Annotated in this window: 11 protein-coding genes; 4 read left to right on the forward strand and 7 right to left on the reverse strand. The window is 61.0% G+C overall.

Annotated features, from left to right (window positions below; translation table 11 throughout):
• Nucleotides 1-13: 13 nt before the first annotated feature.
• The 4 genes from PO778_RS11975 to PO778_RS11990 all read right to left on the reverse strand — a co-directional run bounded on the left by PO778_RS11975 (nt 14) and on the right by PO778_RS11990 (nt 1998).
• Nucleotides 14-754 carry an alpha/beta fold hydrolase gene (locus PO778_RS11975; RefSeq protein WP_160731022.1) on the reverse strand — a complete coding sequence of 247 codons (741 nt, stop codon included), beginning with the start codon at nt 752-754 and terminating at the stop codon, nt 14-16.
• A 256-nt stretch (nt 755-1010) separates the two neighbouring features.
• Nucleotides 1011-1202: a helix-turn-helix transcriptional regulator gene (locus tag PO778_RS11980; RefSeq protein ID WP_160731021.1), complete on the reverse strand. Its 192-nt coding sequence runs from the start codon at nt 1200-1202 to the stop codon at nt 1011-1013.
• Nucleotides 1199-1822, reverse strand: coding sequence for a hypothetical protein (locus PO778_RS11985; protein ID WP_271439797.1), 624 nt, complete (start codon nt 1820-1822; stop codon nt 1199-1201). Before PO778_RS11985 ends, PO778_RS11980 begins: the two co-directional genes overlap by 4 nt.
• Nucleotides 1819-1998 carry a hypothetical protein gene (locus PO778_RS11990; RefSeq protein WP_160731020.1) on the reverse strand — a complete coding sequence of 60 codons (180 nt, stop codon included), beginning with the start codon at nt 1996-1998 and terminating at the stop codon, nt 1819-1821. The genes PO778_RS11985 and PO778_RS11990 overlap by 4 nt, the downstream gene beginning before the upstream one ends.
• A 150-nt stretch (nt 1999-2148) precedes the next feature.
• Here PO778_RS11990 and PO778_RS11995 point away from each other — a divergent pair, with 150 nt between their 5' ends.
• Both PO778_RS11995 and thrS read left to right on the forward strand, forming a co-directional pair.
• Nucleotides 2149-3801 (forward strand): alkaline phosphatase D family protein, encoded by a 1653-nt coding sequence (locus PO778_RS11995; protein ID WP_271439798.1) that lies wholly within the window; start codon nt 2149-2151, stop codon nt 3799-3801.
• Between the two features lie 275 nt (nt 3802-4076).
• A complete protein-coding gene (thrS, locus tag PO778_RS12000) occupies nt 4077-6074 on the forward strand; it encodes a threonine--tRNA ligase (protein ID WP_271439799.1) in 1998 nt (665 codons plus the stop codon).
• Nucleotides 6075-6096: 22 nt separating this feature from the next.
• Here the strand turns inward: thrS and PO778_RS12005 are convergent, their stop codons facing one another.
• From PO778_RS12005 to PO778_RS12015, 3 genes are read right to left on the reverse strand one after another with little or no spacing between them, the layout of a single operon-like run.
• Entirely contained in the window at nt 6097-6219 is a 123-nt protein-coding gene (locus tag PO778_RS12005; protein ID WP_271439800.1) for a hypothetical protein, read from the reverse strand.
• A gap of 34 nt (nt 6220-6253) precedes the next feature.
• Entirely contained in the window at nt 6254-7237 is a 984-nt protein-coding gene (locus PO778_RS12010; protein ID WP_271439801.1) for an agmatine deiminase family protein, read from the reverse strand.
• Between the two features lie 31 nt (nt 7238-7268).
• The gene (locus PO778_RS12015; RefSeq protein WP_271439802.1) at nt 7269-8939 is read right to left on the reverse strand and encodes a M28 family metallopeptidase; all 1671 of its coding nucleotides are present in this window, start codon (nt 8937-8939) and stop codon (nt 7269-7271) included.
• Nucleotides 8940-9027: 88 nt separating this feature from the next.
• Between PO778_RS12015 and PO778_RS12020 the strand changes: the two genes are divergently transcribed.
• Together PO778_RS12020 and PO778_RS12025 are read left to right on the forward strand one after the other, a co-directional pair.
• Complete coding sequence (locus PO778_RS12020) at nt 9028-11736, forward strand: bifunctional [glutamine synthetase] adenylyltransferase/[glutamine synthetase]-adenylyl-L-tyrosine phosphorylase (protein ID WP_271439803.1); 2709 nt, start codon at nt 9028-9030, stop codon at nt 11734-11736.
• Complete coding sequence (locus PO778_RS12025) at nt 11736-12200, forward strand: peroxiredoxin (protein ID WP_271439804.1); 465 nt, start codon at nt 11736-11738, stop codon at nt 12198-12200. The genes PO778_RS12020 and PO778_RS12025 overlap by 1 nt, the downstream gene beginning before the upstream one ends.
• The last annotated feature ends 10 nt before the right edge of the window (nt 12201-12210 follow it).

Here is a 12210-nt window from a genome sequence, read left to right on the forward strand (position 1 = left end):
CTCTCCGATCAGATCAGTTCAGAAGTCGGCGCAGATGATCGAGCAGCAATTTGATATCCTGATCGCGCGACAAGCGGTGATCGCCGTCCTTTATCAGGGTAACCTGTACATCATCCGAACGCAGCGCCTGCGCCAGACGCATGCTGATATCCCACGGCACGTCCTGATCGCGCTGTCCGTGCAGCAGCCTGACGGGACAATCGATGGCAATTTCGCTGCTTAGCATCCTGTTGTCTTGCCCGTCGGCCCAGAACCCGGCGAACATCGGTGTCGGATCGGGGCCATAGGGGTTTTCATCATAAACGGTTTCGCCATTTTGCAGCCGATCCTTGTCCGCATCCGACCGGCCCCATTCGGTGAAGTCGGGGGCAGAAGCGATGCCGACCATCCCGCAAAGTTTGCCATCAAGAGCGAGGCCGATCATCAACATCAGCCATCCGCCCATGGACGAACCCACCAGTACGACCCGTTCAATCCCGCGTGCAGCGATCAGGTCGAGCACTTCATCGCGCCATTTGCTGAGTGTGCCGCCCGCAAATTCGCCGCCACTTTTGCCGCAGCCGGAATAGTCGAGCAGAAGGCAGCCAGCGCCCTGTTCGTGTGCCCAATCGAAAACGGCGGTCGCCTTGCCCCCGTCCATGTCGGACATGTAACCGGGAAGGAAAACAAAGGTAGGCGATCCGGCTGCCGCCTCGCCGTGGCGATAGGCAATCCGGAGCCCGTTTTTCAGCTCATGGAATTTCGGCGTGTTCATGATGGGGGTCATTCCCGATCATCGGGCCGGGTGCAAGCGCCGAAACCATGAGGCGGCCAAACGCGCCGATCCGCGGACCGGGGCCAGATTGCGGGCAGTGTGGGCCAAAAATGCGCGGGCCGAGTATGCGCGGGTCTAGTACAGGCTCGGAAGCTGCAGCGGCTCGTCGCATTTGCCCTGCTGATCGTCACCGAAGCAGCCGGCCAGCAAGCATGTCAGCAAGAGGATCGCATATCGCATTCTGTTCCCTCTCAAATCAGTCCCGCTCGAAAATCGCTTCGATAGCCATATCAAAAACCTCGGCAATCTTGAAGGCCAAAGGTAGTGAAGGATCGTATTTACCCGTTTCGATCGCGTTTACGCTCTGGCGGGAAACGTTCAGCTTGTCGGCGAGATCCTGTTGGCTCCAGCTGCGTTCAGCCCGCAGCACCTTCAGGCGGTTTTTCATACCGCGCCCCAGCTGCCGAACTTGATCCGGTTCATAACTGCACCGATCGCAAGCCCGATGAACCACGCCACCGGCCACCAATAGGCATCCGCGTGCGGCACGACATCGGCCGCTTCGAGAAAGCCCCAGACCGACGCAATGCTTAGCGAAAATCCGGATGCGATAAGCGATTGCCGGATAATCAGCATGCGCACGAATTCATCCTGCTCCTCGATAATCAATCGGCCTACGGCCCAGAAGATACCGATCACAGCCAGCCCCGGGGGAACGGCCAGAACGGTCCGCAATGCCTCGCTCGGTTCACGCTGATCGATGAAGAACACCATCAGCCCGAACGATGCGAGATACAGCGCGGTGCAGATCATGACCCGCTTGGTATAACGCAGCTGCGCCTGACCCTTGCCGCACATTATGCTGCCCCCCTGATCGATCCGCCTGCTGGCCGAGCGGAACAGAGGGACCATCAGGCCTGCGGGGGCTATCATCAGGATGAAATTTAGCGGTGCGTCGATTGCATCGGTGATCGAAAGGCCCGCGATGACAGCGTAGGACAGCATGATCATGCCGCCCCAGAAAAACGGACTCCTGCCCTTCGGGCTTTGCGCCATCTGGTCGTTCACTTGCACGCGCCACCGGTCTTGGCCTGACCTTTGCTGTTCAGCACCCAAGGCAGGAATACCAGCAGTGCTAGCGGCGAAAATTCGGCAAACTGGCCCGGCAGGATGTCGTTTACCGCCAGCAGCGCGACGCCGAGCATTGCGGACGCGAGGATGAGAGCTTTCTGTACCTGTGTCATGTCAATGTTCCCTTTCATTGTGTAAAGGGTGTTTTACATACGAGTCGTGTAATGTCAACCATCCTTTACAAAAAGGGTGGTGTGCTTGTCTTTAGTGCACTGACCATGCGCGCCATTGAACTGTCACTGGAAAGGCGTAGAAACCGGAATATGAGCAATCCTGAAGCCCCCTTTTCGCCGTCCCTCTCGCGCCGTTCGCTATTTGGTTTTGCGGCACTTGCCGGCGGCCTCGCAGCCGCGCCTTTGGCCGCCCAGTCGCGCGGCGGATTCACCCACGGCGTCGCGAGCGGGGAGCCCGGGCCGGACCGTATCCTACTCTGGACGCGCTATCGGGCCTCGCAGGACACGGCGCTGCGCTATGAACTTTCAAGCGACGGGAATTTCGCAAACATCGTTGCCGGCGGAGAAACGACCGCATCCGCAGATCGCGACTGGTGTGCCAAAGCCAAGGTCGAAGGGCTGGCCCCCGGCCAATGGTATTATTTTCGTTTTATCGCTCCCGATGGGGAAGCATCGTGCATCGGGCGGACCCGGACCTTGCCGGTCGGCCCGACAGCAAGTTTCCGACTGGCAGTAGTCGGCTGTTCGAATATCGGCTTCGGCTGGTTCAATGCCTATGCCCATCTTGCAGAGTCTGACGATACCGACCTTGTGCTGCACACTGGCGATTATCTTTATGAATACGGCCTCGGTACGTACCCGTCGAAAGAGCAGCTTTTGCCGGGCCGGACATTGATGCCGGCGACGGAAATCGTTGCGCTGGCCGATTACCGCGCCCGCTACGCTACCTACCGCGCGGACCCCGATTTGCAGCGGGTGCACCAGTTGTTCCCGATGATCCACGTGCCCGACGATCACGAAAGCGCCAATGACAGCTACCGCGACGGGGCGGAGAATCACCAGCCCGAGACAGAGGGTTCGTGGGAAGACCGCAAGCGCGCCGCCGTCAGGGCGATGCGTGACTGGATGCCGGTATCCGATGAACCGTGGGCGGCGTACGAGATTGGTGACCTAGCGACCTTATTCCGGCTTGAAACCCGGTTGCAGGCGCGCAGCAAACCATTCGACCTTGGCGATATCGTGGCGCGCGGCGGCACCGATCCTTCGCGCATCTTCGCGGCCCTGAAAAGCTTTGAAGCCGGCGAATGGCGCGATCCTTCACGCACACTGATGGGCGATATTCAGGAAGAATGGCTGGCCAACGGGCTGAAATCCTCTCGCACCAGCGGCAAGACCTGGCAGGTTCTGCTGCAACAGGTCGTGATGACCAGCCTGCAGACATCGGCCGATATTGCGCAGGGCATGACCGATGCGGTGCCGGATTATATTCGCAAGCGTATCCTGGCCGGTGTCCTCACCAGTCAGGCCGGGCTGCCGTTCAACATGGATGCATGGGATGGCTATCCGGCCGCGCGCGAACGCCTGCTGAAATCCGCGCAGGAGGCGGACGCAAACCTGATCGTCCTGGCGGGCGACAGCCACAATGGCTGGGCTTCTGAACTGACCAATCTGGGGGCGAAGGCGGGCGTGGAATTTGCCGGCCATTCGGTAACATCCCCGGGTGCAGAGGGGTATCTGCCGTGGATCAAGCCGTCCGATTTCGCCGCGCAGGCGGTGCGTACGAACGCGCAGCTTAAATGGGCCGACACCGGGCAGCGCGGCTATATGTCGGTCACGCTCACCCCGGACAGGGCGACATCGGAATACCGCTTCCTCAACACGGTACGGTCGCGGTCTACGGCTCTGGCGTCCACGACGAGCCTGTCGACACTGGCGGGCAATCATGCCCTTACCATCGGCTGATTCGTGGGCGGTTGAATTGCCATTAGTTGATTTGAAAGCCTTGCGGGCCTATCTCGCTGGCATGAGCAATCGGCTTGAAACGACCACCACCACTACCACCCGGATTGTCCGGGGGCGGTTGGCTGCGCGTTAGGCAAGTCACCGCCGCCCGGTTTCGGGCGGTCCGGTGTTACCTCCCGAAATCGCGAATTTGATCAACACCGGCACTTTCGGTGCGTGCACAGTTCTGCCATGGCCGCGGATACGGTTACGCCAAACGGATACGGATAAATTCGATGAGTGAAATGTTCAAAATCAGCCTTCCCGATGGATCGGTGCGCGAAATGCCCGAAGGCTCGACCCCTGCTGACGTCGCTGCGGCGATCGGGCCGGGTCTTGCAAAGGCTGCTCTGGCGGCACGCATTGATGGCAAACTGCGCGATCTGAGCCGACCGTTTGACGGCGACGCCGAACTGGCGCTGGTGACGTCGCGGGACGAGGAAGATGCGCTGGAACTGGCGCGCCACGACTTCGCCCATATTCTGGCAGAGGCGGTGCAGGCATTGTGGCCGGGTACGCAGATTACCTTTGGCCCCGCGACAGACGACGGCTTTTACTATGACGTCATGGCACCTGAGGGCCGTGACCCATTCGGCATGGACGACCTCCCCGCGATCGAGGAAAAGATGCGCGAGATCATCAAGGCCGACAAGCCGCTGCGCCGTGAAGCGTGGAGCCGGCAGGATCTGATCGACAAATGGAACGCCGACGGTGAGACGTTCAAGGCCGAATGGGCCGCCGAACTGCCCGAGGGCGAGGAACTGACGGTCTATTGGTCGGGCGAAGACTGGATGGATATGTGCCGCGGCCCGCATTTGCCCAGCACGGGAAAACTTGATCCGCAGGCTTTCAAGCTGATGCGGGTCGCCGGTGCCTATTGGCGCGGCGACCAGAAGAATGCGCAGCTGACACGGATTTACGGCACGGGCTGGCTGAACAAGAAACAGCTGAACCAGCATCTGATGAGGCTGGAAGAAGCAGCCAAGCGCGACCACCGCAAGCTGGGCCGCGAGATGGATTTGTTCCACCTGCAGGAAGAGGCGCATGGCAGCGTGTTCTGGCATCCGCAGGGCTACAAGATCTGGCGCGAGCTGGAAGGCTATATGCGGCGCAAGATGGATGGCGGCGGATACCGCGAAATCAAGACGCCGCAGGTCATGGACGCTCGCCAGTGGGAACAGTCCGGTCACTGGGGCAAATACCGCGAAAACATGTTCGTGATTCCCGACGAAGTGCCGAATACGGAAGATGAAGGCCCGGTGATCAGCGGCAAGGCCGACTGGATGGCGCTGAAACCGATGAATTGCCCGGCGCACGTGCTGGTGTTCAAGCAGGGGATCACGTCCTACCGCGACCTGCCGGTCCGGCTGGGCGAAATGGGCTGCTGCCACCGCAATGAACCGCATGGCGCGCTGCACGGGCTGATGCGCGTGCGCCAGTTCACGCAGGACGACGCCCATATCTTCTGCACCGAAGATCAGGTGGTGGAAGAAACGCGCAAATTCTGCGAGCTCGCCGACAGCGTCTACAAGGACTTTGGCTTCAAATACGAAATCAAGCTGGCGCTGCGCCCTGAACAGCGTTTTGGCAGCGATGCCGATTGGGACAAGGCGGAAGAAGAACTGCGTCAGGCAGTGATCGATGCCGGCATGGCAACAGAGGAATATGGTTGGGAAGAACTGCCCGGCGAAGGCGCGTTTTATGCGCCCAAGCTGGAATGGCACCTGACCGACGCAATCGGCCGCACATGGCAGGTGGGCACGATCCAGTCAGACCGTGTGCTTCCCGAACGCCTCGATGCAACCTATATCGGCGAAGATGGCGGCAAGCACCGCCCGGTCATGCTGCACCGCGCGATCTTCGGTTCATACGAGCGGTTTATCGGCATTCTGATCGAACACTTTGCGGGCAAGGTGCCCGTATGGCTCGCGCCGACGCAGGCGGTGGTTGCGCCGATCGTGTCGGATATCGATGGCTATGCCAGTGAAGTGCTGCAGCAGCTCGAGGCCGCCGGCATCCGTGCGACTGCCGATCTCCGGAACGAGAAAATCAACTACAAGGTTCGCGAACATTCGCTGAAGAAGGTTCCGCACATCCTGGTGGTTGGAAAGCGCGAGGAAGAGGACCGCACGGTTGCCATCCGCACTTTGGGCGAGAAGGATCAGAAACTTCTGTCGCTGGAAGATGCGATTGCGATGCTGAAAGATCAGGCGACCGCGCCGGATCTTAATTAGGCCGGACTTTAAGCAGACCAGATCAGAACGGCAGCGCGTTTCCGGCCAGAATCAGGGCCAGCGCGCAGCCGGTGACGATCACGCTGCGCAGCGGCGCGGTGATGTCCATTTCCGGCTTGCGGATATAGGCGATAGCTTTGGCCATGCCGATATTATCGGCGTGCAAAGCTAACAATTTGTTAACCCGAGGGCGCGGGCATCTGCTGGCTGGCGCAGTGGAACCCGCCGCCGCCTGCCAGCACCGCATCACCGGCCAGACCGATTGTCGCGCGATCCGGGAACAGCTGTGCAATTGCCTCTATCCCCTCCCGGTCATGGACAGACCCGAAAGTGGGCACGACCACCAGATGGCTGGTTATCGCGAAATTGGCATAGCTGGCGGGTTCGATGTGGTCTGCCCGCGTGATCAGACCGGGGGAAGGGATGTCGGCAACTGCCACCCCGGCATCCTGCGCCCGTTGCCGCACATCGGCATAGATTGCCGCATTCGGGTCTTTTGATCCGGTTGCAACCGGCACGGCGAGTGTGTTTGCCGCGACGAACCGCGCGAGATTGTCGACATGGCCGTCGGTGTGATCGTTGATCAGGCCGTCGCCCAGCCACAAGACCCGATCAAAGCCGAGATCGGATTTCAGCCTGCTCTCGATATCCGCGCGGGACAGCTGCGGGTTGCGGTTTGGGTTCAGCAGGCATTGTTCGGTCGTGACCACCAGGCCGGTCCCGTCACCGTCGATCGCCCCGCCTTCGAGAATCCAGTCATGGGTTTCCACCGGCAAACCTGCGTCGCGCGCGATTTCCGCGCCGATCGTCTGGTCGCCCGGCATTTCGTATTTGCCGCCCCAGCCATTGAATCTGAAACGTTTGGCCAGCCGGTCTGTCCCATTGGTCAATACAAGCGGGCCGGTGTCGCGCAGCCAGATATCGCCATAGGTGCGTCGTTCCAGCGTCACGGCGGCGCAGGTCAGCTCGCGCGCGCGGGCTTCGTTGGCTGCATCGCGCACCAACAGGCGAACCTGCTGGCCGCTTTCGGCAACGGCATTGGCAAAGGCGGCTATCTGTTCCTGCGCGCGGGCCAGATAGCCGAACCATTCGTCGCCATCATGGGGAAAGCCGATCCACAGCCAATCCTGCGGTGCCCATTCGGGCGGCATGCGATAGGTCATGAGCCGGCTGTCCTGATTGTTTCCTGCTCGTTCAGCAGCCACCCTCTGCGGCGCAGCTTTCGTCGCGGGTGGCCTTGAACTCGTCGCCCTCGTTCCAGTTGGGCCAGCTCGTGCTCATGCCCATCATTCGGCCAAGGCGGTAGAACAGCTGCAGATCCTGCATCACGCCCGACCAGTCCCAGTTCTCGTCAAACTCGTCTTTCGGACCGTGATAGCGGTTGTCCCGGTAATCCATGGCAATGGCTGCGCCTGCTTCGGTACCGCCTTCGGCGAGGTCTTCGCCGCCATCGACATACAGCATCGGCACGCCGCGCTTCGCAAAGGCGAAATGGTCAGAGCGGTAGTAATAGCCGGCTTCCGGATTGGGGTTTGGCGTGGGCGTGCGCCCGGTCGCCTCAAGCGCGGCGTTGAGGAATTCGTCGAGCTGCGACTTGCCCGGGCCAACCACGGTCACGTCCTTGGAAGGGCCGGCGATCAGGAATGCATCCATGTTGATGCCGCCGACAGTCTGGCTAAGCGGGAAGACCGGGTTTGCGGCGTAATAATCCGCACCAAGCAGCCCTGATTCTTCCGCGGTCACGGCCAGAAAGACCAGGCTGCGCGGGGTGGCACCAGCTTTCGCGTGCGCTTCTGCCAGAGCGACCAAAGCCGCTGTGCCGGTGGCATTGTCGACTGCACCATTGCAGATGTCATCGCCATCGCTGGCAGGTGTGCAGCGGCCCAGATGATCCCAGTGTGCGGTGTGCATGATGTATTCGTCAGGCCGTTCCGTGCCCGGCAGGATGCCGATCACGTTCTGCGATTCGAACTTGCGGATGTCGTTGGAAAAACTGGTTGCGGCAGTCAGGCCCAGCGGAACAGGTTTGAACCCCTTTTCCTTTGCCGCCGATGCCAGCGCGCTGAAATCCTGCCCGGCAGCGGCAAGGATCGCCTTGCCCGCATCCATCTGGACCCAGCCGTTCATCTGCGTCAGCGGCGGTGCGTTTTCGCCGCGCTGAGCATAGGCCTGCGGACCGGACCAGCTGCTTTCAACCACATTCCAGCCATAGGATGCCGGTTCCGTGTCGTGAATGATGATCGCGCCAGCGGCACCCTGCCGTGCGGCTTCTTCGTATTTGTAGGTCCAGCGGCCATAATAGGTCATTGCCTTGCCGTTGAAATCGCCTTCCAGCGTTTCCGCCCCGAAATCGGGATCGTTGACGAGGATGACCGCAGTCTTGCCGGTCATGTCGATGCCTTCGTAATCGTTCCAGCCGCGTTCAGGGGCATTGATGCCGTACCCGACAAATACCAGCTCGCTGTCTGCCAGCGAAGTAGCCGTATCTTCGCGGTAGGTTACGCCGACCCAGTCCTTCGAATATTCCAGGCTGATATCTTCATCGCCGCCCGAAATCGTCAGCGGGGCGAAATCCTTGCCAGTGATTTCCACCAGCGGAACCTTCTGCACCCAGCTTTCGCCATTGCCCGGCTTCAGACCTGCCGCTGCGAACTTCTCGATCAGCAGGGCGACGGTTTTCTCCTCGCCCGCGCTGCCCGGCATGCGTCCTTCGAATTCGTCGGATGACAAAGTGCGAGTGACATCGATCATGGTCTGCTCGTTCAGCTCGCCCGGTTCCACTTCGGGAATGTCGAGCTCAGCGCTGGAGGCGCTGCAAGCAGCAAGCGAAAGGGCAGCCGTGGCGGCAAGGAGTGTGCGTATCATTGAGGTTCCTCTTCCCTGCGAAGGGCTTTCAGATTTTTTCGATGCGCTTCCATTGCAAAGCAATCGAAAGGGGGCAAGGGCTATGCGGATGAGCGAGGCCGACGATCAAGCCAGATGGACTTCCGCGATTGATCGTGCGCGCGGGCATTCACCATTCCTGGGCAATGCTCTGGGCCGGATGCCGGACATCGAAGCGATGCTGGCTGCGGGTCAATACGAGGATGCCATCGCGGCGGCGAAGGCCGCCGGCAGCGATATAGAAGACACCGGCCTTAGCCTGCGGCGCGAACGGCTGGCCTTGTCAGCGGTGCTGGCGCTGGGGGACCTTGCCGGCGCCCTTCCGGTCGGCCGCGTTATGGCGGAACTGTCCAGCCTTGCCGACCGCGCGCTCGACCGTGCGATTGGCGCGGTCATTCGCAAGCGCGTGCCAGATGCGGAACCTGCGGGATTGATTGCGCTGGCACTGGGCAAGCATGGCGCGGGTGAACTGAATTACAGTTCCGACATCGATCCGATCCTGCTGTATGATCCTGACACCCTGCCCCGCCGCGAACGCGACGAACCTGGCGAGGCGGCGCAGCGCTATGCGCGCGAAATTGTCCAGATGCTGTCGAGCAATACGGCGGAAGGATATGTTTTTCGCGTCGATCTGCGCCTGCGCCCTGCGTCGGAAGTAAGCCCGCTGGCGATTCCGGTTGGCGCTGCACTTTCGCACTATGAATCCTCGGCCCTGACGTGGGAACGGGCCGCCTTTATTCGCGCCCGCTCAGCCGCAGGGGACATCGCGGCTGGCGAACAGTTTCTCGAATCGATCCGTCCCTTCGTCTGGCGGCGCAGTCTGGATTTTGGCGCGATCGAGGAAATCGGCCGGCTAACGGCACGGATTCGCACGGCGCATAAAGGAGCGTCGCAGCCCGGCCCCGGTTTCAATGTCAAACAGGGGCGCGGCGGGATTCGGGAGATCGAATTTTTCGCCCAGACGCACCAACTGATCCATGGCGGACGCAATCCGTCGCTGCGCCTGCGCGGCACCCGCCCTGCGCTCGACGCGCTAGCTGCGGCGGAGATCATCAGTGCAGATGATGCGGCGATGCTGGGCGAATCGTATGACAGGCTGCGGGTGATCGAACACCGCCTGCAAATGGTGCATGACCGGCAGACACATTCGCTGCCGGAGGGCGAGGCGTTGGACAATGTCGCGCGGCTAGGCGGCTATCAGGATGCGACCGCTTTGGTCGATGACCTCGCGGCGCTGACCGTCCGGGTCGCCGCGCGCTACGACAGGCTGATCGATGTCGAGGACATCGGATCGGATGGAACACCGAATGGTGATACCTTGGTGGACAATCTGGAACAGCTCGGTTTCGCCGACCCGGCTGCTCTTGCAACTCGGATCAGATCGTGGAGCGAGGGGCACATCCGTGCGCTGCGCAGTCCTGCGGCCATCTCTGCCTTCGATGCGATCCTGCCTGCCCTGCTTGAGGCACTGTCAGAGGCACCCGATCCGGACCATGCGCTGCTGAGGTGGGAGAATTTCCTGACCAAGGCGCCGAGCGCGATCAATCTGTTCCGTCTGCTCGAAGCGCGTCCGGGTCTGTTCGAACAATTGGTCCGCATCCTGACGCTGGCAGGTCCGCTGGCCGATGAGCTGGGGCGCCGGCCCGATTTGCTCGACAGTCTGATCGATCGCAGCGCGTTTGATCTTCCCGGCGATGTGGTCGAATTGATCCAGCAAATGGCGCCCATCGAAGCGGGTGCCGATTACGAACGCGCACTCGACCGCATCCGGATTGTCACCGGCGAAAAGCGTTTTGCGCTGGGCACGCAGTTGATGGAAGGGGCGCATGACCCGCTCGATATCGCTGCGGGCCTGTCGCGGCTGGCAGAGGCGGGGCTAAATGTCGCGGTCACCGCAGCCGTGCAGGAATTCGAAAAGACCCACGGCACGGTAAGCGGCAGCGAACTGGTGGTGCTGGGCCTCGGGCGTCTGGGCGGCGGCGCGTTAACGCATGCCTCCGATCTTGACATGGTCTACGTTTTTACAGGCTCTCACGAACAGGAATCGGACGGCGCTCGTCCGCTGGGCGCAACGCTGTATTATAACCGGCTCGCCCAGCGGGTGAGCGCGGCGCTCAGCGTTCCGACCGCTCACGGTGCACTTTATGAAATCGACACGAGGCTCCGCCCCCAGGGAGCGCAAGGCCCGCTTGCCGTTAGCCTCGACAGTTTCGTGCGGTATCAGGCGCAAGACGCATGGACGTGGGAACACATGGCGCTCACCCGCGCCCGCCCGATCGTTGGATCGGATCAGGCCCGCAGTGTCCTCGCCGGTGCAATCACCGACGTGCTTTCTGCACCACGGGACGCAGGTGTGCTGCGCAGTGATGTCCTGAAAATGCGCGCTGAAATGGCGCAGCACAAACCGGCCAAAGGGGTGCTGGACGCCAAATTGGTGCGCGGCGGTCTCGTCGATCTGGAATTCCTGGCGCACTTCCTCCAGCTGCGTGAAGGCGCGGCATTGGTTCCGGATTTGCGCGCCGCGATCAGCGAGCTTGCGCGGATGGATAAGCTTCCATCTGACATGATGGACGCGCATGATCACCTGACACGTTTGTTGATCGCCGGACGTTTGCTGGCGCCCGATCTGGCCGAACCGGCTGGCGCTGCGGCCACTGCGCTTGCCAAAGCGTGCCAGTGCCGGAATTACGCTGACCTGATGGAGCAATTCGATTCGGCCCGCAGGCAGGTTGCGGATTGCTGGCACGATATTTTTGAACACAGGCTGGAGCTGAACTGATGCCAGAAGCAGGAACCACGATTCCCGATACCGTGATGGAAACCCCGGATGGCGGCACCGTCAAACCTTCCGATTTCAAGGGCCGGAAACTGGTCATCTTCTTCTATCCCAAGGACAACACGCCAGGGTGTACGACCGAGGCGAAGGATTTTTCCGAGCTGAAGGCCGAATTCGAAAAAGCTGGCACCGCGATTCTCGGCGTCAGCAAGGATTCGCCGAAGAAGCACCAGAACTTCATTGCCAAGCATGACCTGACTGTGGCGCTGGCCACCGATGCCGAAGAGGGCGGCCTCTCCGACGAGCTTGGCGTCTGGACCGAAAAGAAGATGTATGGCCGCACGTTCATGGGCATGGTCCGCACGACTCTGCTGGTGGATGAAACCGGTAAGATCGCGCAAGCCTGGAACAAGGTGAAGGTAAAGGGGCATGCCGAAGAGGTGCTTGCGGCGGCCAAATCCATCTGAAGCCTGCGTC

Origin of the sequence: Pontixanthobacter luteolus, from assembly GCF_947494915.1 — a bacterium.
Classification (GTDB): domain Bacteria; phylum Pseudomonadota; class Alphaproteobacteria; order Sphingomonadales; family Sphingomonadaceae; genus Pontixanthobacter; species Pontixanthobacter luteolus.

Coding starts and splice junctions, on each gene's coding strand:
- thrS (WP_271439799.1), top strand. CDS start 4,077: ATGAGTGAAATGTTCAAAATCAGCCTTCCCGATGGATCGGTGCGCGAA.
- PO778_RS12005 (WP_271439800.1), bottom strand. CDS start 6,219: ATGGCCAAAGCTATCGCCTATATCCGCAAGCCGGAAATGGACATCACC.
- PO778_RS11980 (WP_160731021.1), bottom strand. CDS start 1,202: ATGAAAAACCGCCTGAAGGTGCTGCGGGCTGAACGCAGCTGGAGCCAA.
- PO778_RS12020 (WP_271439803.1), top strand. CDS start 9,028: ATGAGCGAGGCCGACGATCAAGCCAGATGGACTTCCGCGATTGATCGT.
- PO778_RS12025 (WP_271439804.1), top strand. CDS start 11,736: ATGCCAGAAGCAGGAACCACGATTCCCGATACCGTGATGGAAACCCCG.
- PO778_RS11995 (WP_271439798.1), top strand. CDS start 2,149: ATGAGCAATCCTGAAGCCCCCTTTTCGCCGTCCCTCTCGCGCCGTTCG.
- PO778_RS11975 (WP_160731022.1), bottom strand. CDS start 754: ATGAACACGCCGAAATTCCATGAGCTGAAAAACGGGCTCCGGATTGCC.
- PO778_RS11990 (WP_160731020.1), bottom strand. CDS start 1,998: ATGACACAGGTACAGAAAGCTCTCATCCTCGCGTCCGCAATGCTCGGC.
- PO778_RS12015 (WP_271439802.1), bottom strand. CDS start 8,939: ATGATACGCACACTCCTTGCCGCCACGGCTGCCCTTTCGCTTGCTGCT.
- PO778_RS12010 (WP_271439801.1), bottom strand. CDS start 7,237: ATGACCTATCGCATGCCGCCCGAATGGGCACCGCAGGATTGGCTGTGG.